The organism is Nocardia vulneris (genome assembly GCF_001613425.1).
In the GTDB taxonomy this organism is placed as follows: Bacteria; Actinomycetota; Actinomycetes; order Mycobacteriales; family Mycobacteriaceae; genus Nocardia; species Nocardia vulneris.
Genome location: NZ_BDCI01000020.1, coordinates 1 through 24,423, shown reverse-complemented (window position 1 = coordinate 24,423; position 24,423 = coordinate 1). Strand labels below are relative to the sequence as shown.

Sequence of the window (24,423 nt, the reverse complement as noted above, 5' to 3'; positions counted from 1 at the left end):
CATCATGCGCCGGCTGATGCGTTGCCTGGTTTCCCTGCTCGTGCTGCTCGCCGCGATCGTCCCGGCCGTGACGGCGGGCGCCGATCCCGATTCCCGCATCCTCGATGTGCGGCCGCTCGGCGGGCGGCAACTAGAGGTGGTCGTGCATTCCGCCGCGATGAACAAGCCGATCACCCTGTGGATGTCGCATCCCGGCGCGGGCGCCCCCGCGCTGTATCTGCTCAATGCCGTCGACGGCGGCGAGGACGGCGGGCCGTGGATGCGCCGCACCGACGTCGCGGACTTCTTCGCGGACAAGAACGTCAACGTGATCGTGCCGATCGGCGGGCGGGCCAGCTTCTACACCGACTGGCTGCAGGACGATCCCGCGCTCGGCCGCAATCAGTGGACCACCTTCCTGACCAGGGAACTGCCGCCGCTGCTGGAATCGCGATTCGCCATGACGGGGCGCAATGCCGTTGCGGGACTTTCCATGTCGGCCACCTCCGCGCTGAATCTGGCGATCGGCGCGCCCGGCATGTACCAGGCGGTCGGGGCCTACAGCGGCTGCCCGCGCACCAGCGACGCCGGGGCGCAGGCGCTGGTCACCTCGCAACTCGCGGTGTTCGGCGCGAACGCGGCGAACATGTGGGGCGCGCCGGACAATCCGGCGTGGCTCGCGCACGATCCGACGGTGCAGGCCGAACGCCTGCGCGGGGTGGCACTGTACGTCTCCTCGGGCACCGGTGCGCCCGGCGAGCACGACAACATCAGCGACACCGGGGTCGACGGGAATCCGGTTCGGCTGATCGATCGGGTCCTGGTCGGCGGTGTGATGGAGACCGTCGTCGGCGGCTGCACCCGGCCGTTCGTGGATCGGCTGCAGCAGCTCGGCATCCCGGTCACCGCGAACCTGCGTCCGGCGGGCACGCACGCCTGGACCTACTGGCAGGACGACGTGCACCTGTCCTGGCCGCTGTTCGCCGCGGCCATCGGTGCTTGACCAGAACCTGTCGGTGCCCGGGGAGACAATGCCGCCATGGCGTATGACGAGGAATTGGCCGACCGCATCCGGCTGATGATCACCCCGGGGCCGCAGCTCTCGGAACGAAAGATGTTCGGTGGCTTGGCCTTCCTGATCGGCGGCCATATGGCGGTGGCGGCCAGCGGGCAGGGCGGGCTGCTGGTCCGGGTCGACCCGCGCGAGCACGACGACCTGCTCGCCCGGGACATCGTGCGGCCGATGGTGATGGGCGGGCGCGAGATGGTCGGCTGGTTGCGCGTCACCGCCGAGGCGGCCGACGACGACGCGGTGCTGCGCGAATGGGTCGAGCGCGGTGTCGGTTACGCGCGGTCGCTGCCGCCGAAGCAGAAGCCGGGCACTAGCCGCGGACTTGCCGGCGGTAGGTGAGCTTGTCGAATTCGCGGCCGTACTCGTCGACCGCCACCACGTCCATTTCGCTGGCGAAGAGGCCGGGTCGCACATCGACGCGCAGGAACGAGTAGTTGCGGAACCGCACCCGCGACCACGGCGCCGCTTCCGCCCGCTTGCCGCCGCCCGGCACCCACACGTAACTGTTCGGCACCGTCGTGTCCGGTAACTCGTTGCCGCGGTAGGACTCCTGCGATCCGGGCTGGAATTCGTAGCGGGGACGGCCACCGCCGCCGACCGTGTAGTAGACGGTGCCGTCCGATTCCGGATAGACGATCGAGTTGTCGCCCGCCACCTTCGTCGCGGCATTGCCGCGGATCGGGTCGGTGCGTTCGAAGACGTGATTGTGCCCCTGCAGCACCAGATCCACCTGGTATCGGTCGAACAGCGCGACCCAGGCGTCGCGGACGCCGCCGTCGCTGGCGTGCGCCTCGGTCGTCGAATAGGCGCAGTGGTGGAAGAAGCAGACCAGGAAATCGATCTCGGGATCGGCCCGATAGGCGGCCAGCGTGCGCTCCACCCAACTCGTCTGCGCCCCACCGGAATACCCGGTGTTGGCGCGGATCTCATAGGAGATGTCGTTGGCGTCCAGCGAGAGCACCGCGACATTGCCGTAGGTGAACGAATACGCCGAAGGACAACCGGCGGGCCCGTTTCCGGGGAAGTCGAGCCGCGCCGCGTGCCCGCCGTAGCCGAGCGCGCCGTAGGTCGCCTCCATGTCGTGGTTGCCGGTGGCGAACATCCACGGCGTCTGCGCCGCGCTGTTCTCGATCGCGCCGAAGTACACGTCCCAGACATACGGATTGAACTTGTCGAAGCCGGACGCGAGTTTGCCGCCGTGCGGAACGAATTGGTTCGGTTTGCCCGCACCGGAAGGATCGGCATAGGCGATATCGCCGGCCAGGATATGGAAATCCGGTTCGGCGGCGGCGATTTGGCGCAACACATTGGTTGCGTGCGGAGCCGACGGATCATTGTCCGCTTTGTAGTATTTGTCGTCATAATCGCCGGGCGCGACGCCCGGTGGCTGCGCCGGGGTTTCGTCGGTGCCCTGATCGCCCATCATGGTGAACCGGAACGGCACCAGCGCCGCGCGCGCGGTCGGCATCGCCGGGGCAGCGGCCCGGATATCACCGGCGAACCCGTCCGAGGTGCGCCAGCGGTAGAAATGCGGCAACCGGCCGGGCAGGCCGTCCACCGGCGCGTGCGCGTAGAACTGTTCGGCCGCGAGCACGCCGCCGTCGCTGCGCGGCACCTGAGTGAGCAGGTTGCGCACCTCGGCCTCCACCGTCGCGCCGAGCGCGGGAGTCGGGCCGTGATCGAGAAAAACCTTGGTCCCCGCCGGTCGCCGGGACAGCTGACCCGCGAAACGCAGCTGACTCGCCGCGTCCGGCCCGAAGCCGACGTGGCGCCCACCGACCGCCAGTTGCGCGTCCTGCGCGTAGGCGCGCTTACCGAACGGGGAGCCGCCCACCGCGGCGACGGCGGCCGCCGCCGCGGCGCCGCGCAGGATATTGCGCCGCGACACCGGATGACGTCGCAGATACTCCCGGTGCCAATCATGCTGTTCGGCCATGGTCATTTCGGCGGAAAGCTCGGCCGGGATTCCGGTATCCGGAATATCGCCTGCGGGGTTCAGCGGATGCGACGGCATTCGCATCATGCTGTACGGCCCGCCCGTCGCGGGCAACTCGACACCGCAGGCGTCGCGCGAACAATTCGTGAACTTTCCCTTCACCACCTTCAGCGCCTTTCCGACAATCACGACAAATCGCATTCCGCAATCGTTGCCGTCCCGGTTACGCTCCGGCGATGAGGCCATTCCTGCGCGTGGTCGGCGCGGCGCTCGTGCTCGGCGCGGCCGTGTGCGGCGGCGTCACCGCCAACGCCACCCCGGGCACCGACATCACCGCCGTCACCCTCGCCCAAGCCCAGATCCCCGCGGGCCTGCTCCCGTTCGTCGCGGGCACCGATCTCGTGGTGCGCGAAATCACCATCGCCCCAGGCGGTTCCACCGGGTGGCACTACCACGACGGCCCCGTCTTCGGTGTCATCCGCGCCGGCACCCTCACCCACCCCGGCCCCGACTGCACCGGCCCCACCTACCACCCCGGCGATTTCATCTACGAACCCGAAGGCGCCTGGAACGTCCACATCGGCCGCAACCAAGGCCCCACCCCCTTGATCCTCGACGTCGTCTACGCCCCACCCACCGCCCACCCCCTCTTCCGAGACGCCCCCACCCCACCCTGCGCCTAACCGTCCCACCGTTTTCGGGGCCGCCGGCCTTGAACTGACATAACATCCGTGTTATGAATTGGGGAGGGGTAGAGCTGGAACCAGAGGTGGTCGAGTGGTTCGACTCGCTCGGCCAGGACGACCAGGAGACCGTGATCTTCTATGTCGACCTTCTAGCGGAGCGGGGAGTGCTGCTGGATGAGCCGTACACCAGGCAACTGGACGGAAAGCTGCGTGAGCTCCGTTTCTATCTATCTCGGGAAGCAGTGCGGATCACCTACTGGATCGCATCAGGCAGGCGCATCATTCTGCTGACGGTATTTCGCAAGCATCGGATGCGTGAGACCGCCGAGATAGACCGTGCGGTGCGGGCGATGAAACGATGTGCTGCTGAGGCACATACCGTGGAGGAGGAAGAAATCCATGGGTGAACGGAAGAGCTGGACCGATATTCGTGACGAGGTGATGAGTCGGCCCGGCGCAGGTGCCGGCTACGAGGCGGCGCGGATTCGATTCGAACTCGGTGCCGCCGTCCGTGAGCGGCGCGAAGAACTCGGCCTCACCCAGGCGGAACTGGCGGAGCGGGCCGGTTTGAAGCAGCCTGCGATCGCTCGCTTCGAGGCGGGCGGCACGATGCCGACGATCCCGATGCTGGAGCGCCTTGCCGAGGCCCTGTACCTGCGGCTCAACGTAGGGTTCGATCGGCTGCGCGAGGCCGGCTGATGGACTGAGCCACCGGGAGGTAGTCCGTATCCCGGGGTCGGCAAGTTGGGTAGTTGCGGACCAAGCGACAGATAGGTCGGGGCGCACAGAGCGTTCGTACGGTTCACAGGGGGTGCGAGGCCTGTGAAGGGTGTGGATGGTCTGTGGGGGTTGCCGGGGAGTGGGGGTGGGGTTCAGCCAGTTGGCGGGTGGTTGTGGGGGTGCGGGTGGGGGACGATCGGGGGATGGATGACGGGTTTGTGGTGCGGGTGGTGGAGTGGGCTCGGGGGCGGGGGGATGTGCGGGTGGTGTTGCGGACCGGGTCGCGGGGGCGGGTCGGCGGGGCGGTGGACGCGTTGTCGGATCATGACATCGAGGTGTTCACGACGGATCCTGAGCTGTACTCGGGGGATGACGGGTGGGTGCGGGAGTTGGGGGAGGTGTGGGTGAACATCGAGTTGGAGGGGCCGTATGACAACCCGGCGCATCTGGTGTTCTTCGACGGTGGGGTGAAGGCGGACTTCCAGATACTGCCGGTGGATCTGCTGAGCGAATTCGCCGCGGACGGGCTGGACGAACTGCACGAGCGGGGCTATCAGGTGCTGTTCGATCGCGACGGGATCGCGGCGCGGCTACCCGCGGCGACCGGGGCGAGCCCGATCGTTGACCTACCGGATCAGCAGGAGTTCACGGCGCAGTGCGCGGAGTTCTGGTTCGAGATCGCGCACCTGCCAAGGTATTTGGCGCGTGGGGATCAGTGGGTGGTGCGCTCCCGGGATCAGGAGACCAAGGATCTGCTGCTGACCATGATCGAATGGCACGCGGTGACACACCACGGCGCCGGACACGACGTCTGGCACGGCGGCACGAAGATGCGGGACTGGGCCGCGCCGGGCGTGTGGCAGCGCGTCGAAGCGATCTTCGCGATCGGCGACCCGCTGCGCCAAGCCCAGGCCACCGCGGACCTGTTCGCCGAACTGGCCAGGGCGGTCGCCGCGAGTCAGGACTTGGACTACCCGGCAGCCGCCGAGAAGGCCGTCCGCCCGTACCTCGATCAGCTCCCGCAGCGCTGAACGGCCAGCTCAACGCGTTCCGGAAAATATTTCGAAGTTTTTCGACGAGATACGTCGAAGGCGGCGACCCGGCTCCGACCAGAGGGTGACAGCAAGTCACCGATACGCAAGGAGCACAGCATGTCCGTCAACACCTTCTTCTGGTTCGACAACGCCGCCGAGGAAGCGGCCACCCACTACACCTCGGTGCTGCCGAACTCGGCGATCACCGACGTCGCCCGCAACGCGGACGGTTCGGCGTTGGTCGTCACCCTCGACCTCGACGGGCACGCCGTCACCCTGATGAACGGCGGACCCGGGCACCCGCTGACCGACGCCGCTTCGTTGCAGGTGATCGTGGATAGCCAGGACGAGGTGGACCGCCTGTGGGACGCCCTCACCGAGGGCGGCGCGCCGGGCCCGTGCGGCTGGCTGACCGACCGCTTCGGATTGTCCTGGCAGATCGTGCCCGCGGCCTTGCCGAAGCTGCTGGCGGGCGACGACCCGGCCAAGACCATCGCGGTCGGCACCGCCCTGCGCAGCATGTCCAAGCTGGACATCAAAACCCTGCAGGACGCCTACGACAACGCCTGAGGTCGCCGCCGACGAGGCTCGCGCGGATCCTCGCGCGGGCCTCGTCTGCCCTGTTCAGGAGTAGGTTGGCCGCATGGCGGAATTCGTGGGAACGGTCGAGTCGGCGCTCGGCGGCGGTGCGTTCGTCGCCGTCCCCGCGGCAGTGTCCGCCGCGCTGGGCGGCGGGCGCGTCCCGGTCCGCGCCACCTTCGACGGCATCGAATATCGCGGTTCCATCGTGGACATGGGGTCGGGACCGTGTCTGGGCGTGCTGAAAGCGATCCGCACCCAGCTGGGTAAGGGGCCTGGTGACACCGTGCTCGTCACCGTCGAGCGCGACGACATCGAGCGGACCGTCGAGGTGCCGGACGACCTCGCCGCCGCCTTGCACGCCGCCGGCCTGCGTGCGGCCTTCGACGAGCTGTCCTATTCGCGCCGCCGCGAACACGTCACGTCGGTCGTCGATGCCAAACGCGAGGACACTCGCACCCGCCGGATCGCGAAGGTGGTCGCCGCGCTGCGGTGAATTCGGTTGTGCCGAAACGTGATCAGCGCCAGCGCTGGGGCGTGACCGGGGCGCGCCAGGCACGGGCGTAGCTGCTCTTGGTGCTCGTCTCGGCGGCCTTGCTGCGGTAGACGATGTAGGGGCGGGTCAGATAGCCGATGGGCGCGCTGAACATGTGCACCAGCCGGGTGTAGGGCCAGATGCCGATGAGCACCAGGACGACCAGGCCGTGCAGCTGAAAGGTCCACGGGGTGTCGACCATCAGGTCGGGCCGCGGGTCGAGGGTGAAAAGGCTACGGAACCAAGGGGATACGGTGGCGCGGTAGTTGTAGACGCCCCAGAAGACGTTGCTGCCCCAGGTATTCAGCATGCCGGTGATCAGCGCGGCGGCGAGCAGGCCGTACATGAGCTTGTCGTTGCCGGTGGTGGCTTTGCGCACCGCCGGGACGGTGAGGCGACGGTAGAGCAGGATGGCGACACCCGCGAGGACCGCCAGTCCGGCCACCGACCCGCACAGCACGGCGCACAGGTGATAGTCGTATTCGGGGATGCCGAGCGCGTCGGTCCAGGATTGCGGGATCAGCAGACCCATGACGTGGCCGCCGATCACCCCGAGCATGCCGAAATGGAACAGCGGGCTGCCGAGCCGGAGCAGCCGGCTCTCGTACAGCTGCGAGGACCGGGTGGTCCAGCCGAATTGGTCGTTCCGATAACGCCACAGGTGGCCCAGCGCGAACGAGGTGAACGCGATGTAGGGCAGGATCAGCCACAGCGCGATCGGCAGGTGCGGGGTCAGGTTCATCGGCGTCCTTCCGAGTCGGCGAACATCGACGGGTCCGCCGCGAAGGGGTCGAGCCCGACCTCTTCCTCCGGTGGACCCTGTGCGGCCAGTTCCGCGATCCGCCGCCGGTCCGCCGTGGTCGGCAGCGGCAGCGTGGCCAGCACGGCGGCGAGCACGTCGGCGTACGGAGAACCGCTGTCCGCCAACGAGAGCCGGAGCAGCTCGAGCACCGGTACATGCTCGCCGAGCAATCGTTCGCCGCCGATCGGGTCGACCGTCGCGGCGAATTCCAGGACCACCGGCAGGTGGTCGGGCAGCTCGGTGTCGGCGAGTTCGGCGCCTGCCTGCCGGTAGGCGTGCTTGAAACGCAACAACGCCATGCCGCGCTTGCGGGTATCGCCGTAGGCGTAGTAGGTCAGGTGCATACTGGCGCGGCGGCGCAGGTCGAACGTCTCGACGTAGGCGGCCGCGAGCGCCAATGGCGTTGTGTCGCGTAAGTATCCGAGGAACCGAGTCAATCCGGTTCCGATGTCGCCCGGCAATTCTGCTGCGGCACAAGCCAATCGATCCTTCATCGCCAGCAGTGAGTCGCTCGGATAGTCCAGCAGCAACGCGGCCAGCCGCCACACCAGGTGCCGATCCCGTTCGGTCATCGCGACGGCGGGTTCGGGACGGCGGCGCAGTTTCAGGATGGTCATCGGGCCGCACCGTCCGGCACGTGGACGTCGGTGGGCATCAGACCGGAGGTACTCGATCCGTCCCAGTCGAGCAGGTTGATCCGCTTCGACTTCTCCTGTGGTGCAGCGTTGTTGGTGTCGGTGAGGTGGAACTTTTCGACCATGGTGTCGAGTGCGGTCATGCCGGGTCCGCCGTCGGTGTCGAGGCTGCATCCGGTGGCGAGTGCGTCGAGTTGGTGGGCTTGTGATCCGGCGCCGGAGGGGATGACGTAGCGGTGTTCGTATTTGGCGATGGCGAGTAGCCGGTAGAGGGTTTCGATTTCTTCGGGTTGGAGCCGGATCGAGGGGGCGATGGCCGGGTCTGGTTCTTCGCCGAGGTTGATCGAGCGCATGAATGCACGCATCCCGGCGAGTCGTTGGAGGGCGGCGCGCACGGGTCCGATCTGGCCGGCGGTGAACAGTTCGGCGAGGTATTGCAGGGGGATGCGCAGGGTGTCGATGGCGCCGAAGAGGTTGTGCGGGTTTTCCCCGTCGTGGCCGGTTTGGGTGAGGACGTCGACCACGGGTGAGAGGGGTGGGATGTACCAGACCATGGGCATGGTGCGGTATTCCGGGTGCAGGGGCAGCGCGATCTGGTAGTCGGCGATGAGTTTGTAGACCGGTGAGTCCTGGGCGGCTTGGATCCATTCCGGGGAGATCCCGGCGTGTTCGGCTTCGGTGATGACGCGGGGGTCGTGAGGGTTGAGGAAGACCCCGAGTTGGGCGGGGTAGAGATCTTCGGGGTCGGTGACCGCGGCCGCGGCACCGACTTTGTCGGCGTCGTAGAGCATGACGCCGATGTAGCGCAACCGGCCGACGCAGGTTTCCGAGCACACGGTCGGGATCCCGACTTCCACCCGCGGGTAGCAGAAGGTGCATTTCTCGGCTTTGCCGGTTTTGTGGTTGAAGTAGATCTTCTTGTAGGGGCACCCGGTGACGCATTGCCGCCAGCCGCGGCATTTGTCCTGATCGACGAGCACGATCCCGTCTTCGGCGCGTTTGTAGATCGCCCCTGACGGGCACGACGCCGCGCACGAGGGGTTGAGGCAGTGTTCACAGATGCGGGGCAGGTAGAACATGAAGGTTTGCTCGAACTCGAGTTTGACCTGGTCGGACAATCGTGCCAGCAGGGGGTCTTTTCCGACTTGTTCGGGTCCGGAGCCGAGGTCGTCGTCCCAGTTCGCGCCCCACGTGATCGTCGTATCGGCGCCGGTGATCAACGATTTCGGGCGCGCGACCGGGGTGGTGTCCATCGCCGGGGCCGCGAGCAGAGTGTCGTAGTCATAGCTCCACGGCTCGTAATAGTCGGCGACGGTGGGCAGGTCGGGGTTGGCGAAAAGGTTGAGCAGGCGGGTGAACCGCGACCCCGACCGCAACGTGAGTTTGCCGCGCCGGTTCAGTGTCCAGCCGCCTTTCCACCGGTCCTGGTTCTGGAATTGGCGGGGATAGCCTTGCCCGGGCCGGGTTTCGACGTTGTTGAACCACATGTATTCGGTGCCACCACGATTGGTCCACGCCTGTTTACACGTCACCGAACAGGTGTGGCAGCCGATACATTTGTCCAGGTTCATCACCATCGCCAGCTGTGCCATGACACGCATATCAGTACTCCACTTCCTGGCTACGGCGCCGGATCGTGGTGACCTCGTCACGCTGATTACCGGTCGGGCCGTGATAGTTCAACGCGAACGACTGCTGGGCATACCCGCCGATCAAATGCGACGGCTTGATCATGATCCGGGTCAACGCGTTATGGATCCCACCCCGCTTACCCCGCGCATCATCGACCTCGCCACGATCCTCGATCCGGGGCACACCCACCGCCCGGTCCTGCGCGTGATACATGAACACCGTGCCCTCGGGCATCCGATGCGACACGATCGCCCGCGCCACCACCACCCCGTTACGATTGACCGCCTCGATCCAATCATTATCGGCCACACCGATCTTCGCCGCGTCCCGCTCCGACATCCAGATCGAGGGCCCACCCCGCGACAACGTCAACATATGCAAATTGTCCTGATACGCCGAATGGATCGACCACTTCGAATGCGGCGTCAAATACCGCACCGTCACACCATTCACCCCCACCGCACCGACCTCGGGCTCACTGAACAACCCCGTCATATCCAACGGCGGCCTGAACACCGGCAACTGCTCACCCAGCTCGATCATCCAATCATGATCCAAATAGAAATGCTGACGCCCCGACAACGTATGCCACGGCTTCAACCGCTCCACATTGATCGTGAACGGCGAATACCGCCGCCCACCCGACTCACTCCCCGACCACTCCGGCGACGTGATCACCGGCACCGGACGCGCCTGCGTATCCGCAAAACTAATCCGCTTCCCCGCATGCTCGGCAGCCAAATCCACCAACTCAGTACCGGTACGACGCTCCAACGCCTCGAAACCTTCGACCGCGAGTCTGCCGTTCGTGGTCCCGGACAATGCCAGAATCGCCTCGGCGGCATGGATATCCTTGGCGAGTCGCGGGCGGCCTTGGGCCACACCGGAACTCGCCACGCCGTTCACCCCGGCCAAATACGCTACTTCGGCTTCGGGGTAGGTGGTGATTCCCTTGGTGGTCAGGCCCAGCGTCTCGACCAACGGCCCCAGCGCGGCCATCTTCTCCGCGATCTTGGGGTAGTCCCGTTCCACCAGCACCAGTTTGGGCATCGTCTGACCCGGAATCGGCTCGCACTCACCGGCTTTCCAGTCCAGCACCCGCCCACCGGCCTGCGCCAACGCGTCGGGCGAATCGTGTTGCAGCGGAACGGCGACGATGTCCTTGCGCACGCCGAGATGGTGCTCCGCCAGGCGGGAAACCTCCTGGGCGATGCGGTGGAATGCCTCGAAGTCGGTCTTGGCTTCCCAGGGCGGCGCGATGGCCGGGGAGAAGGCGTGCACGAACGGATGCATATCGGTCGAGGACAGATCGTGCTTCTCATACCAAGTAGCTGCGGGCAGCACGATATCGGAGAACAGTGTCGTGCTCGTCATCCGGAAGTCCAACGACAGCAACAGATCCAGCTTCCCCGTCGCCGCCCGCTCCCGCCACACCAACTCCTGCGGCCGCACACCGGTCACATCGGTGGTCTGCAAATTCGAATCCGCACCGAGCAGATGTCTGTTGAAGTACTCGTTGCCTTTACCCGAGGAGCCGAGCAGATTGGACCGCCACACCGTCAGGCAGCACGGGAAATTCTCCGGGGCGTCCGGATCTTCGCACGCGAAACGCAGGTCGCCGGATTTCAGCTTGCCCACCACGTAGTCCGCCGCCGGCTCGTCCGCGCGCTCGGCTTCGTCCGCCAGATCCAGCGGATTGCGGTCGAACGTCGGATAACTCGGCATCCAGCCCAGCCTGCTCGCCAGCGCGATATTGTCCGCGGCGGTGCGTCCGGCGAACGTCCCGGTGCTCAATGGCGAGGCGAAGGTCTCGGCCGTGAACGGATCGTAGCGCCACTGATCGTTGGTCAGGTACCAGAAGACGGTGCCCTGCATCTGGCGCGGTGACCGCTGCCAGTCCAGCCCGAAAGCCAGTGTGGACCAACCGGTCAGCGGCCTGCACTTCTCCTGCCCCACGTAGTGCGCCCAGCCGCCACCGTTCACCCCCTGGCAGCCGGTGAGCAGCGTCAGCGTGAAGAACGCGCGATAGATCTGATCGGAGTGGAACCAGTGATTGGTGCCCGCACCCATCAGAATCATCGACCGGCCGCCCGAACGCATTGCGTTGTCAGCGAACTCGCGCGCGATCCGTGCCGCTTGCTTGGCGGGTACGCCGGTGATGGCCTCCTGCCAAGCAGGCGTATACGGCTCGGTCGCATCGTCGTAACTAGTCGGCCAGCTTCCGGGCAGTCCCTCGCGCTGGACGCCGTACTGAGCCAGCAGCAGATCGAAGACAGTGGTAACCCGTTTTCCCGCAACGGTTCTCGTCGGCACACCGCGAGTCAGCACACCGGGCACGTCGCTGTCGAAGCGGGGAAGACGGACAGTTGCATGCTCATCACCGTGGTGATAGAGCGTCAACAGCGGATCGACGTCGCCGAGGTCCAGGTTCCAGCGTCCGGCTCCGGCAGCACCGAAGCGATACCCCAATGCGCCGTTGGGTACGACGGGGTTCACCCCGGCGTCCAGGAGCACCGTCTTGAACTCGGCTCCTTCGCCGCTATCGCCCAGATCGGCGGCGGTCAGGAACTTGCCCGGCACGACGTGCCCGTCGCGTTCGTCCAGTTCGACCAGGAACGGCAGATCGGTGTAGCGCTTGACGTAGTCGAGGAACCGGGGTGTCGACCGTTCGACGAAGAACTCGCGCAGCACCACGTGGCCCATCGACATGGCAAGCGCCGCATCGGTTCCCGGCCGCGCCGCCACCCACTCGTCGGCGAACTTCGTATTGTCGGCATAGTCGGGCGACACCACCACGACCTTCTGCCCCCGATACCGCGCCTCGGTCATATAGTGCGCATCCGGCGTCCGCGTCACCGGCACATTCGAACCCCACATGATCAGATACCCGGCATCGAACCAATCCGCCGACTCCGGCACATCGGTCTGATCACCGAACACCTGCGGCGACGCCACCGGCAGATCCGCATACCAGTCATAGAACGACAGCATCGACCCACCCAGCAACGAAATGAACCGCGCCCCAACCGCTTGGCTGACCATCGACATCGCCGGAATCGGCGAGAAACCCGCCACCCGATCCGGGCCGTATCGCTTGATCGTGTAGACATGCGCGGCGGCAGCCATCTCGGTGGCCTCGCGCCACTCGGCGCGTACGAAGCCGCCCTTGCCGCGCGCGGCCTTGTAGCGCTTCGCCTTGACCGGGTCCTCGACGAGCTCGGCCCAGGCCAGCACCGGATCGCGCAGCCGGGCCTTCGCATCGCGGTACAGCTCGAGCAGCGTCCCGCGGACGTACGGATAGCGCACTCGCGCAGGCGAATACGTGTACCAGGAGAACGAGGCACCGCGCGGGCACCCGCGCGGCTCGTACTCCGGCTTGTCCGCGCCGACCGAGGGATAGTCGGTTTGCTGTGCCTCCCAGGTGATCACGCCGTCCTTGACGTAGATCTTCCACGAGCAGGACCCGGTGCAGTTCACCCCGTGGGTCGAGCGCACCACCTTGTCGTGCGACCACCGCTCCCGATAGAACTTGTCGGCTTCGCGCCCGCCCCGCCTGTGCAGGGTGCGCTGATCGGCGGAGATTTCGCCGCGCTGAAAATACTTGCCGAACTGTAAAAGCAGATCCCCGACGTCGTCGGATCGCGAGTCAACCACTACGCCTCCAAGCGGCAGTGAATTCGGTAGCCGTTACTCACTCTAAAGATGTTTTCGGCGTGCTGCCAAGAAACATTCTCCGACTCCGTCCCGTCGGCTGCGCGCGGAGCGTGGAGGTGCTGATCGGCATGGTCGCCACGGGTGCGGAAACCCGCAGGAAGACGCAAACTACCTGCGGGTTCACCGAAAGTGAAGCCTGCTGCCCGAGATCATCCGCCAGCTTTTGTCAATGCTGTGGAAATGCTGTGTTTTTGGGCGCGTCACATTCGCGGGCGTGTCGATACCGTCGCAAAGGATGTCGCAAAGTCCGATATGTGTAGTTTCATCTGGTATGAACTGATTGCGTTACTCGTGAATTATTCGCTCTTTGTTTGCGCCCGAAAATTGCCGTAATGAGCGCAATCGATGGGCAATCTATTCGGCGCGAGTCTCGATATCGGCGAAGGTGTCCACCCACCGGTGCGGCGGTCGCGGCGGGTTCGGTTCCCCGGGCCGTGCCAGGCCGACCACCTGCCACCCCGCCGCGACGGCCGCGTCCAGTTCGTCGGGGTGGTCGGACAAGAACAGGATGCGCTCCGCGGGCACGCCGATAGTGCTCGCGATCTTTTCGTAGGAGGCGGCCTCGCGCTTGCCGCCCGCCGTGGTCAGATCGAAGAAGCCGCTGATCAACGACGTCAGCTCGCCGCCGCGCGCGAAGGCGAACCAATCCTGTTGGTTGCGAACGGATCCGGACGAGTACACGTACAGCGTCAGCTCGGCCGCGTGCCAGGCCCGAAGGGCGGGTGGCACGTCGGCGAAGAACTCACCGTGTAGCTCGCCCGCGCGGAAACCCTCCGCGCAGATCAGTCCCTGGGCCGCTTTGAGCGGTTCGGCCTTGACGTCGGAGTCGAGCCAGCCGCGCAGCACGGCCGCGATCTCGTCGTTGTCGGCCGCCGGGCGATCGGCCAGCTTCCGGGTGCCGTCGATGATGGACGCCGCTGCGCCCTCGCGGTTTTCGGCGAGCCAGCCCGGCAGCCGGGCGCGGGTGTAGCCGTAGAGGTCTTCGCGCACCGAGCTGGTCGGGCTGGTGGTTCCTTCGATATCGACGACGATCGTCGTGATCATGACTTGGCGAGCAGCTCGTCGAGGGTCGGGAACCCTTCGCTGATCCGGTCACCGGTGAAGTCACCGACCCAGCCGTCGGCCTCCTCGAAGAACCGGATGGCGATGAAATCGGGCCGGGTGCCCATGTCGAACCAGTGCAGGGTGCCCGCGGGCACCGAGAGCAGATCGCCGCCCTCGCAGACCACGGCCAGCACCTCGTGCCCGAGGTGCAGATAGAAGCAGCCGCGCCCGGCCGCGAAATAGCGGACTTCGTCCTCGGCGTGGCGGTGCTCGTTCAGGAACTTCTCCCGCGCACCCTTGGCGATCTGCGGCCACTCCGGATCGCTGTCGTCGGGGTGGATGCGGGCGATGTCGATGTGCTGGTACCGCCCGGACTCGTTCAGTTCGGCGACGTTGTCGGTGTAGTGCGCGAGCAGGTCGTCCGAGGACACCGCCGCGGCGTCGGGCAGCACCGGCCAGCGGCCGAAAGTAATGCCGTGCGCGGCCAATTCGGTGCCGATCAGCTCGTCGTCGGTGGTTCGCACCCGCACGTCGGCCGCGTTGTCGGCGGCCATCACCTGGAGCAGGGTCATGTCAGTCCAATCTCGAGTGGGTCCGCGCGCTCGCCGAACGCCGGTGTCCGGCCGGTCCGGGAGATCAGCTCGCACAGGGCTTCCAGGCATTCGGCGCGATCGCGCGCCTGGGAAAGATTGTCCCCCCACGCGGTGATCCCGTGACCCGCGATGAACAGGATCGGGGGCGCGCCGGGATGGTCGGTGAGGTGGCGCTCGATGTCGGCGCCGATGCGCGGCACGTCGGTCCAGTTGGGGTACACCGGAATATCGATGGCCGCGGGATCGGTGCCGCCGAGCCCCTTGATGAGTTCGTAGTCCGTGATCCGCACCGTGGTCACCGCGTCGAGCGCGCCGGGGCGGGTTGCCAGTGCGGTGGCGTAGGGCGGGTGGATGTGCACAACCGCCTGGGCTGCCGTGGCGCGGTAGACCGCCGTGTGAATCGTGGTCTCCGCGGACGGTTTCCGGCCGTGGTCGGTGATCGGCGCCGAATCGGCGACCCGGACGGTGACCATATCGCGTTCGGTGAGTTCACCTTTGGACAACCCGCTGCCGGTGATCACCGCGGTATCGCCGGTGCGCACCGAGATGTTGCCCGCGGTCCCCGGCATCCAGCCCCGCTGATAGAGCCCGCGTGCGATCCCGGCGATCTCGTTGCCGGGCAAGGGTTGCAGGTCCGTGTTGCGGTGCACCACGCCGAGTTCGGTCACCACGGCCGTCACCAGGTCGCCCGGCGTCACGTCGAAGGCCGGATTGAACACCGCGGTGCCGGCGGGAGCCGTTGCCACACCGCCGAATCCGGTGACCTCGGCGGCCGGGCGTTCCTCCACCACGATGTCGCGGCCGGTGCCCATGTGCGGATCCCTGGTCGATTCCGGTGCGACCACGATGAACGGAATGCCGTGGTGGCGCGCGGCCAGTGCGAGCGGGTACGTGCCGATCTTGTTCGCCACATCGCCGTTGGCGGTGACACGGTCGGCCCCGACGAGCACACAGTCGACCTGCCCGGTCGCCATCGCCCAGGCCGCCGCGGCGTCGATGGTGAGCTGGTGCGGGATGCCCGCTTCGGCCAGCTCCCACGCGGTGAGCCGGGCGCCCTGCAACAGCGGGCGGGTCTCGTCGACCAGGACATTCGCTACCGCGCCGCGCTCGGCCAGCACCCGCAGCGCGCCGATCGCCGTGCCGAACGCGCTGGTCGCGAGACGGCCGGTGTTGCAGTGGGTGAGCAGGCGCAGCGGCCGGTCCGCGCAGAGTCGCTGCACCAGATCCGCGGCGTGCGTCGCCGCCGCCCGGTTGACCCGGCCGTCCTCGGCGAGCAGGTCGAGGGTCGCGGCCAGCACGGCGTCCGCGCCCCGCTCGACCTCGGCGCGCACCCGCCGCACCGCCCACGCGAGGTTCACCGCGGTCGGTCGTGCGGCCGCGATGCGGTCGGCGTCGGCGTGCACGGCGGCGGTGTCGATCACACCGTCGACGGTGTGCGCGGCGGTGGCGAGGACCACGCCGAACGCGCCCGCGATGCCGATGGCCGGGGCCCCGCGGATCGCCAGCACCCGGATCGCGTCGATCACCTCGTCGACGGTGCGCAAGCGCAGCTCCCGGACTTCGTGCGGCAGTCCACGCTGGTCGATGGTGACCAGCGCACCGTCGTCCCAGATCAGAGAACTGTCGTCCATCAAGCCCGTCCTTTACCGCATGTCACCAGGTTGTCCCTGGTCAACGGTATCGGAAACGGAACAGCCGGGAAAAGTCGGCCGCGCGCCCGGCGCCGATGCCGAAAGCGCCGCCCTGGACTCAGGCCGCCGAGGTGCCCGCGCGCAGTTTCGCCGCGCGCTCGCGCGGGTCGTAGTCCGGCCCGACGCCCTCGATCAACAGCAGATCGCCCTCGATGTGGTCGGTGCGCAGCGGCATGATCGCCTGGTACGCGGGCGAGTGGTACCACTGCCGTGCCGTGTCCAGATCCGGGAATTCGAGCAGCACCATGGACCCGGGCCAGCTGCCCTCCACGATCTCGGCGGGCGGTCCGTGAATCACGAAGCGCCCGTGGAACGGATCGAGAGTGTCCTGGATGCGTTCCAGGTATTCCAGGATGTCGGCGTGCGGCGTGCGCACACGCAGATGGGCGAAGCCATACGCGGGCATGAGCGGTTCCCTTGTTCGGTGGCGTCACCCGATCGTGACGCCACCTCGACCGTAGGACGCCCGGTGCGGCCGGACAATTACCTCCGGGGTAAGTGCCGGTTCGCTTATTCCGCAACGAATTCCGCTTCCCGCTCCACCGCCTCGATGGTGCCCGCGGGCACCCGGATCGGCCCCGGCGTGTAGGTCACCGCGCGGAGTTCGCCGCCGTACCGGAACGGGCCGCGGCGCTCGCGCAGCTCCCAGGACACCGGTCCGCGCGCGTCGACGCCGACGGAGATGCCCGTCCACGGCGACATGCCCACCAGCTGGACCTGATCGCGGAGCCGGGCCACCCGCACGCCGTCGACCGCGAGGGCGAAATCCCAGCGCAGCTGCGGACGGACCGTCGCGGTCACCGAGATCCGGCGGATTCCGGCGGTCAGCGGACCGGTCGACACCGAGTCGTAGCGGCCGTAGCTGTTCATCCCGAACACCAGCCAGCCGTCCTCGATGTACAGCAGATACCCGCCGAGCGGATCGCCGTGTGCGACAAGGACACCCTCGTCGCCGGGGCGATAGCCGGCCAGCTCCGCCGTGATGGTGAAATCGCGATAGGCGATCAGTCGCTGGGCGCGGTAGCGCTCCAGGGTCGGGGTGCCGGGCAGCAGCCGCAGCGGCTCGCCGAGCCGCGCCTCCTCGGGGCGTCTGCGGGCCAGGTCCTGGCGGGTGAGCAGGGGGAAAACCGTATTGGCCCAGGCGGATTCGTCCCATGCGGCGGCCAGCTCGGCCGCCTTGTCCGGGTACCGGTCCGCAACGTCGTGCAATTCGGTCGGATCGGTACGCACATCGAACAGCTGCCAGTGCGGGCCGTCGAGGTCCGCGCCGGGCTCGTGCAGGGACAGCAACTTCCAGCCGTCGCGGTAGAAGCCGCGGTGTCCGGTCATCTCGGAATACTGTTCGGTGTGCCGCGTCGCGGCCTGCGGGTCACGCAGCAGGGCGGCGGCCGAGACACCATCGAAGTCTTTGGCCGGCAAGCCGTTACGCACGCTCGGGCGGCGCAGCCCGGCGAGCTCGAGCAGCGTCGGCGCGAGATCGGTGACATAGGCGTATTCGTGCCGGATGCCGTTGTCGCCCGCGCCGCGCGGCAGTCCCTTCGGCCAGGAGACCAGCAGCGGCACGCGCACACCGCCCGCGAACGTCTGCCCTTTGTAGAAACGGAACGGGGTGTTCGACGCCTGCCCCCAGCCGCGCGGATAGTGCACTCCGAGCCGCGCGGTGCCGATCAGTTCCTCGTCGTGCGGCACGTCGCCGATCCAGTCTGGGTCGTCGATCCGGGCGAACTCGGCGAAGTAGCTGCGGGTGCCCTCCGGGCCGCCCTCGGCGGTGCCGCCGTTGTCCGAGGTGAACACCACGATGGTGTTGTCGAGTTCGCCGAGCTGTTCGAGGGTCTCGAGCAGGCGGCCGAGGCTCTGATCGATGCTGTCGACCATCCCCGCGTACACCTCCATGTACCGGGCGAATCGGCGCTGCTGCCCGGCGCTCAACGAATCCCATTCCGCGGCTTCGTAACCCGGCTCGGTGTTGCGCGGCTTCTGCTCGGTGCCCGGGGGAAACAGGCCCTGCGCGAGTTGCGCGGCGAACCGGTTCTGCCGCAACCGGTCCCAGCCCTCGGCGTAGCGGCCGCGGTACTTGGCCAGATCCGCGGGTTTGGCCTGGAGCGGACCGTGCATGGCGACGTGTGCGAAATAGAGGAAGAACGGCTTGGTCGCGTCGTGCGCGCGCAGGTCCTTGAGGTAGGCGATCGCCTTGTCGGTCAAGTCGTCGGTGAGGTAGTAGTCCGCCGGGTACTCCTCGACGTCGACCACCGAGCTGTCCGACACCAGTTGGTTCGGATAATAGAAGGAGTTGAGTCCCTCCAGGGAACCGTAGTAGCGATCGAAGCCACGCTGGGTCGGCCACGAATCCCGGTGTGCCGCAGGGTTCATCGTGGCGTCGCGGACCAGGTGCCATTTGCCGACCGCGTAGGTCGCGTAACCGTTGTCGCGCAGGATCTCCGGCAGGGTGAGCACATCGTCGGCGAGTTCGAGGCGCAGGCCGGGATAGCCCGGATCGGCGTTCGCGACGAAGCCGAAACCGGCACGGTGGGAGTTGATTCCGGTGAGCAGCGCGGCCCGCGACGGCGAGCACAGCGGCGTGGTGTGATAGTTCGTCAGCCGGACGCCGTTGGCGGCCAGCCGATCCAGGGTCGGCGTCTCGATCTCGGAGCCGAACGGGCCGATATCGCTGTACCCCAGGTCGTCGACCAGCACCACGACGATGTTGGGTGCGCCCGCGGGCGCCGTCGGCGGGTAGGTCCACTCGGGCGTCGAGTCCGCGGTGGTGCGTCCGATGGCGCCGCCGAAGGACTCGTAACCGCGCGCGGAGGAGGGAACAGGCATTCCGTCAGTAGATAGGGCGGAATGTCTGGCTCACCAGCGTTTCACGCAGGGTGCGTGTAACCCACAGGGCGCATGCGCACAACCGCGGCCGCCGGTTCCACAGTGAACCGGCGGCACGCGGTGTGGATCAGTTAGTTGTGGCCCATCCTGCGCTGATCATCGTCGCGCCGGTCGTTGTCCGACTGGCGCTGGTTCGGCATGCGCTGGCCTTCGGAATTTGCGCCGCCTCGGTTCATACCTTGGTTCTGGTTCTGATCCTGGCGCTGTTGCTGCTGCTGCCGATCCATCTGCCTCGGCATTTTCTTAGGCGCTTTCTTCGACTTTTCAGTCATCTCCACTCGGTCCTTTCCGGGGATTGTTATTCGCCTAACGTTCCCCACGATAGCGAGCCGGTGGCAATTCCGAAAGGGTAAGTGAAAAAAGCACGTCGCACCGGCGATCCTAGGCAAATGCCCAGGTAGCACAGGGGTGCGATGTGGTCTCAGGGTTTACGAGCCTCGATTAGGAATCGGGTCGAGTGGGCGACGAACGGTCCATTTTCTTCGATCTCGCCGTGCATCGTCACGAGTCGATCACGGTATCTGTCGACGGTGAAGTCGGGCACCATCCACGGCACCTTCCGGAGGAAGTAGATCACCGCGCCGATATCGTGGAACTCGACGCGCAACCGTTCGTAGCGCAGATCGACGACTTCCAGTCCCGCCGCTTCGGCCGCGGCGCGATCGTCCGCCGGATTTCGCTGCCTGCGAATTTCTTCGCTCTGCGGCCCGATGAAATATTCGACCAGTTCGAAAACGCTTGCATCGCCGACATGTTGCGCCAGATAGGTGCCGGACGGGCGCAGGACCCGCGCGATCTCGCGCCACCACACGGTGACCGGATGCCGGCTGGTCACCAGGTCAAAGGCGTTGTCGCCGAACGGCAACGGCGGTTCGTCCGGATCCGCCACCAGCGTGATGCCGAGCGGGTGCAGCAGCTGGGTAGCCTTGGCGACGTTCGGCGGCCAGGATTCGGTGGCCACCAGCAGTCGTGGGATGTGCCCCGCACCGGCGAGCACTTCGCCGCCGCCGGTCTGAATATCCAGTGCCGCATCGACTTTGCCGAGGCGCGCACCCAGCAGCCGCTGATAACCCCAGGACGGCCGCTGCTCGGTGGCCCGTCCGTCCAGCCAGCCGAAGTCCCAGCCCGCCACGGGGACCGTGCTCGCCTCCGCCACCAGATCCTCGAAGCTTCGTTTCATGCCCGGTGACATTGCCAGCCGGTTGCCGCGGCGGCAACGCCGAATACCGCGTCCCGCCGTCGGCGCGGTGATTCGACCGGTACGGTCACCTCGGCAGCGGCAGGAACTCGACCGTCGCGCCGTCCGCGGCCTCGGCCGGGACGACGACCAGGCCGTCGCGATCGACCAGTCCGCCCAGGTGGGCGGTCCGGATGTGTGGATCGCCCAGCCAGCCGCCCGCGTCGGCGTAGCGCGCCGGCACGATGCGGGGGACCGGTCCGGAGATCTCGCCCGCGTTGTGCAGCGGGCCGAGCTGGGTGCGACCGGGGGTGCTGCCGGTGCGGCCGTCGACCACCGCGGGAGCCAGCGCCAGCAGCGTGGCGACCGCCGCGTACGGATTCCCGGGCAGGCCGAGGATCGTTGTGCCGCTGGGGAGTTCGGCGACGAGGGTGGAGCCGCCGGGGCGCAGGCGCAGGCGATGCACCAGTATCCTGGCCTGCGCGCGAGCGACCGCGGTGCGCAGCTGATCGGCCGCGCCGCCGCCGGTCGCTCCGACTATCACCAGCAGGTCGCATTCCGCCGCCGCGGCGAGCACCTCGTCGAAGCCGTTCGGAGTGTCGCGCAGGTGCACCCGGTCGACGGCGTGAATCCCGTACCAGGACAACAGCTCCGGCAAGATCGGCCCGATCGAGTCCCGGGTCTGCCCCGCGTGCAGCGGGCCCTTGTTGCGGATCTCGTCGCCGGTCATGATGATGCGGGCGCGCACCGGCCCGCGCACCGGCGCGGCGGTCACCTCCACGCTCGCGGCCGCCGAGATCAACGCCGAGGTGACCGGAGTTCCCTGCGGCGCAACGAGATCTCCGGGCTCGCGGTCCTCGCCGCGGCGGCGGATATCGTCGCGGAGCGGGGTATCCGGTAGTCGGTGCAGCCGGTCCCCGTCGATGTCGGTGAATTCGTCGCGCACCACGCCGGTGGTGCCGTCCGGCACATGCGCACCGGTGGCGATGCGCACCGCCTCGCCCGGCAGCAGGCCGACCGGGCGCTGGCCGCCGGCGAAGCCGATATCGCGGCGCAACCGCCACGGGCCCGCACCTGCCACCGCGTAGCCGTCCATCGCCGAGACATCGAAACGGGGCAGGGGACCGGCCGCGGTCAACGGCGTGGCGAGCGCGGCTCCGCGCACCGCGCGTAGATCGGCTACGTAGCTGGTCAGCCGGGTGAGCCCGGTGCGCAACTCGGTGCGCGCGGCCGCCAGCGTGAGCGCTGCCGCGGGCGGGGTGGCCGCCGACGCACGGGCCAGCCGCACCTGCTCGTCGGTGTCGCAGTCGGCGACGCCGGGCAGCGGGATGATCGCCGAGTCGGCGGGGATCAACGCTTTCATCGGTTGGTTGATCAGCGAATCCAGCTGGTCGAGCGCGGTGGTGAGCGCGGTGCGCCGCCACACTCCGATCAGATACTGCGGCCGTCCCGAATCGTCCGCCGCGAAGACCGCGTCGGCCCCGGATTCCCCGGCGTGCCTGAGCAATTCGGTGATCGACCAGGCGGTCAGGAACGGCAGATCCGCGGCGAGCACGACGACGAACGGCGCGGCCGAACCGAGCGCCCGCAGCCCCGCACCGATCGCCGATACCGGCCCCGACCCGGGGGGCACCTCACGGACCTGCCGAATGGGCTCCGGCAGTTCGGGCCGGTGCGGACCGACCACCACCGTGTGCACGCACCCGGTGACGGCCGCCAAGGCGGCATCGAGCATGGAGCGGCCGCCGATGACGATCGCGGGCTTGTCGACACCGCCCATCCGGCTCGCCCGGCCGCCGGCGAGCACGATGGCGTCCGCGGCGGTCACCCAGCACGACCTCGAGCAAGGTACAACATGGCGGTCATGCTAATTCGTCGCCGCGACGAACCCGGGAGGCGGCGGCCGACCGGCTAGGCGGTCGAGCGGTCGCGGGCCGGGCGCAGCAGACAGAACTCGTTGGTCTCCGGGTCGGCGAGGGTCAGGCTCGGCACCGAGCCGAGGCTTGCGCCGGTGTGTGCGATCGGTGTCGCGCCCGCGGCGCGCAGCCGGGCCAGCTCGACCGCCTGGTCGTCGTAGGAGGCCAGATCCAGGTGCAGCAGATTGCGGCCGGACTTCGCCTCCGGCGAGCGGACGAACTCGAGCCAGGAGCCGAGCCCAGTCGGTGAACGCAGGCCCGCGATCTGCGCGCCGCCGTGCGCGACCGGCCAGCCGGACGCGGCGGACCAGAATTCGGCCAGCCGCACGGGATCCCGGGTGTCCACCACGATGGCGGCCACCGCGCCGGTGTCCACGTACTCCTCCCGCGGTTCCAGCACACAGAATTCGTTGCCCTCGGGATCGGCGAGCACCACCCAGGGCACCGCGCCCTGGCCGATGTCGATCCGGCGCGCGCCCAGCGACAACGCCCGATCGACCTGCAGCCGTTGATGATCGATCGAGCGGCTGGCCAGATCGAGGTGAATGCGGTTCTTGGCGTTCTTCGTTCGGGTCGCGGGTGCGAAGGTCAGGGCGAGCTCGGCACCATCAGGGTCGGGCGCCGCGACGTCCACGCCCTCCGGACGCTCGATGGTCACGCCCCACCCCAGCAGCTCGGCCCAGAAGTCCGCGACGAACCGCGGCCGGTCTGCATCGAACACGACACACGCCAGGCGGGTGGACATGAAACAACGGTAACCGCCGCGCCACCCGCTGCGGGGGTATTTCCGGGACTAGGCGCTGTCTAGCCCTACGGGAACGGAAAACGCGCCGCCCGCAGGTCGACTCGGCCGTCGCGCACCGGCGTGCCCTCCGCCGCGAGCAGGCGCAGCTGGCGCTCGGCCAGATGCGCGGCAGGCCTGCCGCTCGCGCCGAGCACCCGGTGCCAGGGCAGGTCGGCCGCGTCGGTGCGCATGATCCAGCCGACCGTGCGCGGCGTGGACAACCCTGCGGCCGCGGCGATATCGCCGTAGGTGGCGACGCGGCCCGGCGGGATCGACGCGACCAGCGCGCGCACCCGCTCGACCTCGGCGTCCGTGGTGGCCACGGGGCTCAGAGCACCGAGCGGATCAGCGCGGCCGTCTGGGCCGGAAGTTCTTGCGGCACCATGTGATCGCACTCCCACTCGTGCACGGTGAGCCGGTCGCCCAAGTGGGCGATGAGCGCGGCGCGGAACTCCGGGGTGACGAACGGCGGCTGTACCTTCGTCGCCTGCACCAGGACAGTCGGCAACTCGCGCGGGGGCAGCACATAGGGCCGCGCCAGCTGACCCCAATACGAGGCGACCGCGGGCACGCTCATCCGCCAGCCGACCCGGCCGTGCGCCGTGGGCACCAGGTGCTCGGAGAGCTCGGCCGCCAGGATGTGCGGCGCCACGTCGGCCCACGAGGACGCCAGCTTGTCCTCGCGGGCGCGGGCCACGGACTCGTAGTCGGGCTCGGCCACGAGCGATTCGGCGATATCGCCGACGAATTCGGGTGCCAGGCCGATCGCCGGATCCAGCAGCACCAGCTGCCGGACCAGTTCCGGGTGCCGGTGTGCCAGATACAACGCCGACGCCCCGCCGAACGAGTGCCCGACCACGGTCACCGGCTGCCCGCCCGCGGCGGTGAGCAATTCGGCCAGATCGTCGGCGACAGCTTCGAAGGTCCAGGGCGGGCGCGTGCTCGATCGGCCGTGTCCCCGCAGGTCGGGCGCGATGATCCGGACCTCGGGAAGATGGTTGGTGGCCAGAT

At 67.7% G+C, this 24,423-nt stretch carries 24 protein-coding genes; 8 read left to right on the top strand and 16 right to left on the bottom strand.

Features of this window, described 5'->3' with window-relative positions; translation table 11 throughout:
* Positions 1 to 4 precede the first annotated feature (4 nt).
* Positions 5 to 982 (top strand): alpha/beta hydrolase, encoded by a 978-nt coding sequence (locus NVU01S_RS21425; protein ID WP_043673372.1) that lies wholly within the window; start codon positions 5 to 7, stop codon positions 980 to 982.
* A 36-nt stretch (positions 983 to 1,018) separates the two neighbouring features.
* Positions 1,019 to 1,390 (top strand): TfoX/Sxy family protein, encoded by a 372-nt coding sequence (locus NVU01S_RS21420; RefSeq protein ID WP_043673374.1) that lies wholly within the window; start codon positions 1,019 to 1,021, stop codon positions 1,388 to 1,390.
* On the opposite strand, the gene NVU01S_RS21415 is transcribed toward NVU01S_RS21420, so the two are convergent.
* Positions 1,362 to 3,065, bottom strand: coding sequence for a metallophosphoesterase (locus NVU01S_RS21415; RefSeq protein WP_043673447.1), 1,704 nt, complete (start codon positions 3,063 to 3,065; stop codon positions 1,362 to 1,364). The two genes, NVU01S_RS21420 and NVU01S_RS21415, sit on opposite strands and share 29 nt — an antisense overlap.
* Positions 3,066 to 3,223: 158 nt before the next feature.
* On the opposite strand from NVU01S_RS21415, the gene NVU01S_RS21410 reads away from it, so the two are divergent.
* From NVU01S_RS21410 to NVU01S_RS21385, 6 genes are all read left to right on the top strand, one after another.
* Positions 3,224 to 3,670 carry a cupin domain-containing protein gene (locus tag NVU01S_RS21410; RefSeq protein ID WP_063048155.1) on the top strand — a complete coding sequence of 149 codons (447 nt, stop codon included), beginning with the start codon at positions 3,224 to 3,226 and terminating at the stop codon, positions 3,668 to 3,670.
* Between the two features lie 53 nt (positions 3,671 to 3,723).
* Entirely contained in the window at positions 3,724 to 4,080 is a 357-nt protein-coding gene (locus NVU01S_RS21405; protein WP_063048154.1) for a type II toxin-antitoxin system RelE/ParE family toxin, read from the top strand.
* A complete protein-coding gene (locus tag NVU01S_RS21400) occupies positions 4,073 to 4,372 on the top strand; it encodes a helix-turn-helix domain-containing protein (RefSeq protein WP_063048153.1) in 300 nt (99 codons plus the stop codon). Before NVU01S_RS21405 ends, NVU01S_RS21400 begins: the two co-directional genes overlap by 8 nt.
* 224 nt (positions 4,373 to 4,596) lie before the next feature.
* On the top strand, positions 4,597 to 5,424 hold the full coding sequence (locus tag NVU01S_RS21395; protein ID WP_082032508.1) for an aminoglycoside 6-adenylyltransferase: 828 nt from the start codon (positions 4,597 to 4,599) through the stop codon (positions 5,422 to 5,424).
* 120 nt (positions 5,425 to 5,544) lie between these two features.
* Positions 5,545 to 5,997 carry a VOC family protein gene (locus NVU01S_RS21390; RefSeq protein ID WP_043683365.1) on the top strand — a complete coding sequence of 151 codons (453 nt, stop codon included), beginning with the start codon at positions 5,545 to 5,547 and terminating at the stop codon, positions 5,995 to 5,997.
* 73 nt (positions 5,998 to 6,070) lie between these two features.
* Positions 6,071 to 6,502: a YdeI/OmpD-associated family protein gene (locus NVU01S_RS21385; protein WP_043683368.1), complete on the top strand. Its 432-nt coding sequence runs from the start codon at positions 6,071 to 6,073 to the stop codon at positions 6,500 to 6,502.
* A 22-nt stretch (positions 6,503 to 6,524) separates the two neighbouring features.
* Here NVU01S_RS21385 and narI read toward each other — a convergent pair whose 3' ends face one another.
* From narI to NVU01S_RS21315, 15 genes are all read right to left on the bottom strand, one after another.
* Complete coding sequence (gene narI, locus NVU01S_RS21380) at positions 6,525 to 7,283, bottom strand: respiratory nitrate reductase subunit gamma (RefSeq protein WP_043683371.1); 759 nt, start codon at positions 7,281 to 7,283, stop codon at positions 6,525 to 6,527.
* The gene (gene narJ, locus NVU01S_RS21375; protein WP_043683374.1) at positions 7,280 to 7,960 is read right to left on the bottom strand and encodes a nitrate reductase molybdenum cofactor assembly chaperone; all 681 of its coding nucleotides are present in this window, start codon (positions 7,958 to 7,960) and stop codon (positions 7,280 to 7,282) included. The genes narI and narJ overlap by 4 nt, the downstream gene beginning before the upstream one ends.
* Positions 7,957 to 9,579, bottom strand: coding sequence for a nitrate reductase subunit beta (narH, locus tag NVU01S_RS21370; protein ID WP_373864207.1), 1,623 nt, complete (start codon positions 9,577 to 9,579; stop codon positions 7,957 to 7,959). Before narH ends, narJ begins: the two co-directional genes overlap by 4 nt.
* A gap of 1 nt (position 9,580) precedes the next feature.
* Positions 9,581 to 13,264, bottom strand: coding sequence for a nitrate reductase subunit alpha (locus NVU01S_RS21365; protein ID WP_244896317.1), 3,684 nt, complete (start codon positions 13,262 to 13,264; stop codon positions 9,581 to 9,583).
* A gap of 414 nt (positions 13,265 to 13,678) precedes the next feature.
* Complete coding sequence (gene mtnC / locus NVU01S_RS21360; RefSeq protein WP_043680124.1) at positions 13,679 to 14,368, bottom strand: acireductone synthase; 690 nt, start codon at positions 14,366 to 14,368, stop codon at positions 13,679 to 13,681.
* Entirely contained in the window at positions 14,365 to 14,940 is a 576-nt protein-coding gene (locus NVU01S_RS21355; RefSeq protein ID WP_043680121.1) for a 1,2-dihydroxy-3-keto-5-methylthiopentene dioxygenase, read from the bottom strand. Before NVU01S_RS21355 ends, mtnC begins: the two co-directional genes overlap by 4 nt.
* Entirely contained in the window at positions 14,937 to 16,592 is a 1,656-nt protein-coding gene (locus NVU01S_RS21350; RefSeq protein WP_043680118.1) for a bifunctional S-methyl-5-thioribose-1-phosphate isomerase/methylthioribulose 1-phosphate dehydratase, read from the bottom strand. The genes NVU01S_RS21355 and NVU01S_RS21350 overlap by 4 nt, the downstream gene beginning before the upstream one ends.
* 118 nt (positions 16,593 to 16,710) lie before the next feature.
* Positions 16,711 to 17,058 (bottom strand): DUF1330 domain-containing protein, encoded by a 348-nt coding sequence (locus tag NVU01S_RS21345; RefSeq protein ID WP_043680115.1) that lies wholly within the window; start codon positions 17,056 to 17,058, stop codon positions 16,711 to 16,713.
* A gap of 104 nt (positions 17,059 to 17,162) precedes the next feature.
* Positions 17,163 to 19,475, bottom strand: coding sequence for an arylsulfatase (locus tag NVU01S_RS21340; protein ID WP_043680112.1), 2,313 nt, complete (start codon positions 19,473 to 19,475; stop codon positions 17,163 to 17,165).
* A 131-nt stretch (positions 19,476 to 19,606) separates the two neighbouring features.
* The gene (locus NVU01S_RS43485) at positions 19,607 to 19,807 is read right to left on the bottom strand and encodes a hypothetical protein (protein ID WP_141691864.1); all 201 of its coding nucleotides are present in this window, start codon (positions 19,805 to 19,807) and stop codon (positions 19,607 to 19,609) included.
* A 149-nt stretch (positions 19,808 to 19,956) separates the two neighbouring features.
* Complete coding sequence (locus NVU01S_RS21335; protein ID WP_043680151.1) at positions 19,957 to 20,715, bottom strand: class I SAM-dependent methyltransferase; 759 nt, start codon at positions 20,713 to 20,715, stop codon at positions 19,957 to 19,959.
* Positions 20,716 to 20,800: 85 nt separating this feature from the next.
* Positions 20,801 to 22,540 carry an NTP transferase domain-containing protein gene (locus NVU01S_RS21330; RefSeq protein ID WP_043680108.1) on the bottom strand — a complete coding sequence of 580 codons (1,740 nt, stop codon included), beginning with the start codon at positions 22,538 to 22,540 and terminating at the stop codon, positions 20,801 to 20,803.
* 83 nt (positions 22,541 to 22,623) lie between these two features.
* Positions 22,624 to 23,373, bottom strand: coding sequence for a VOC family protein (locus NVU01S_RS21325; RefSeq protein ID WP_043680106.1), 750 nt, complete (start codon positions 23,371 to 23,373; stop codon positions 22,624 to 22,626).
* A gap of 65 nt (positions 23,374 to 23,438) precedes the next feature.
* Positions 23,439 to 23,735 (bottom strand): MGMT family protein, encoded by a 297-nt coding sequence (locus NVU01S_RS21320; RefSeq protein ID WP_014987736.1) that lies wholly within the window; start codon positions 23,733 to 23,735, stop codon positions 23,439 to 23,441.
* A 5-nt stretch (positions 23,736 to 23,740) separates the two neighbouring features.
* On the bottom strand, positions 23,741 to 24,423 hold a 683-nt coding region (locus NVU01S_RS21315; protein ID WP_063825203.1), incomplete at its 5' end, for an alpha/beta fold hydrolase.

What these genes read in the sequence shown, in the direction of transcription:
- NVU01S_RS21425 (WP_043673372.1), top strand. Translation starts at nt 5, where the DNA reads ATGCGCCGGCTGATGCGTTGCCTGGTTTCCCTGCTCGTGCTGCTCGCC.
- NVU01S_RS21420 (WP_043673374.1), top strand. Translation starts at nt 1,019, where the DNA reads ATGGCGTATGACGAGGAATTGGCCGACCGCATCCGGCTGATGATCACC.
- NVU01S_RS21415 (WP_043673447.1), bottom strand. Translation starts at nt 3,065, where the DNA reads ATGCCGTCGCATCCGCTGAACCCCGCAGGCGATATTCCGGATACCGGA.
- NVU01S_RS21410 (WP_063048155.1), top strand. Translation starts at nt 3,224, where the DNA reads ATGAGGCCATTCCTGCGCGTGGTCGGCGCGGCGCTCGTGCTCGGCGCG.
- NVU01S_RS21405 (WP_063048154.1), top strand. Translation starts at nt 3,724, where the DNA reads ATGAATTGGGGAGGGGTAGAGCTGGAACCAGAGGTGGTCGAGTGGTTC.
- NVU01S_RS21400 (WP_063048153.1), top strand. Translation starts at nt 4,073, where the DNA reads ATGGGTGAACGGAAGAGCTGGACCGATATTCGTGACGAGGTGATGAGT.
- NVU01S_RS21395 (WP_082032508.1), top strand. Translation starts at nt 4,597, where the DNA reads ATGGATGACGGGTTTGTGGTGCGGGTGGTGGAGTGGGCTCGGGGGCGG.
- NVU01S_RS21390 (WP_043683365.1), top strand. Translation starts at nt 5,545, where the DNA reads ATGTCCGTCAACACCTTCTTCTGGTTCGACAACGCCGCCGAGGAAGCG.
- NVU01S_RS21385 (WP_043683368.1), top strand. Translation starts at nt 6,071, where the DNA reads ATGGCGGAATTCGTGGGAACGGTCGAGTCGGCGCTCGGCGGCGGTGCG.
- narI (WP_043683371.1), bottom strand. Translation starts at nt 7,283, where the DNA reads ATGAACCTGACCCCGCACCTGCCGATCGCGCTGTGGCTGATCCTGCCC.
- narJ (WP_043683374.1), bottom strand. Translation starts at nt 7,960, where the DNA reads ATGACCATCCTGAAACTGCGCCGCCGTCCCGAACCCGCCGTCGCGATG.
- narH (WP_373864207.1), bottom strand. Translation starts at nt 9,579, where the DNA reads ATGCGTGTCATGGCACAGCTGGCGATGGTGATGAACCTGGACAAATGT.
- mtnC (WP_043680124.1), bottom strand. Translation starts at nt 14,368, where the DNA reads ATGATCACGACGATCGTCGTCGATATCGAAGGAACCACCAGCCCGACC.
- NVU01S_RS21355 (WP_043680121.1), bottom strand. Translation starts at nt 14,940, where the DNA reads ATGACCCTGCTCCAGGTGATGGCCGCCGACAACGCGGCCGACGTGCGG.
- NVU01S_RS21350 (WP_043680118.1), bottom strand. Translation starts at nt 16,592, where the DNA reads ATGGACGACAGTTCTCTGATCTGGGACGACGGTGCGCTGGTCACCATC.
- NVU01S_RS21345 (WP_043680115.1), bottom strand. Translation starts at nt 17,058, where the DNA reads ATGCCCGCGTATGGCTTCGCCCATCTGCGTGTGCGCACGCCGCACGCC.
- NVU01S_RS21340 (WP_043680112.1), bottom strand. Translation starts at nt 19,475, where the DNA reads ATGCCTGTTCCCTCCTCCGCGCGCGGTTACGAGTCCTTCGGCGGCGCC.
- NVU01S_RS43485 (WP_141691864.1), bottom strand. Translation starts at nt 19,807, where the DNA reads ATGACTGAAAAGTCGAAGAAAGCGCCTAAGAAAATGCCGAGGCAGATG.
- NVU01S_RS21335 (WP_043680151.1), bottom strand. Translation starts at nt 20,715, where the DNA reads ATGAAACGAAGCTTCGAGGATCTGGTGGCGGAGGCGAGCACGGTCCCC.
- NVU01S_RS21325 (WP_043680106.1), bottom strand. Translation starts at nt 23,373, where the DNA reads ATGTCCACCCGCCTGGCGTGTGTCGTGTTCGATGCAGACCGGCCGCGG.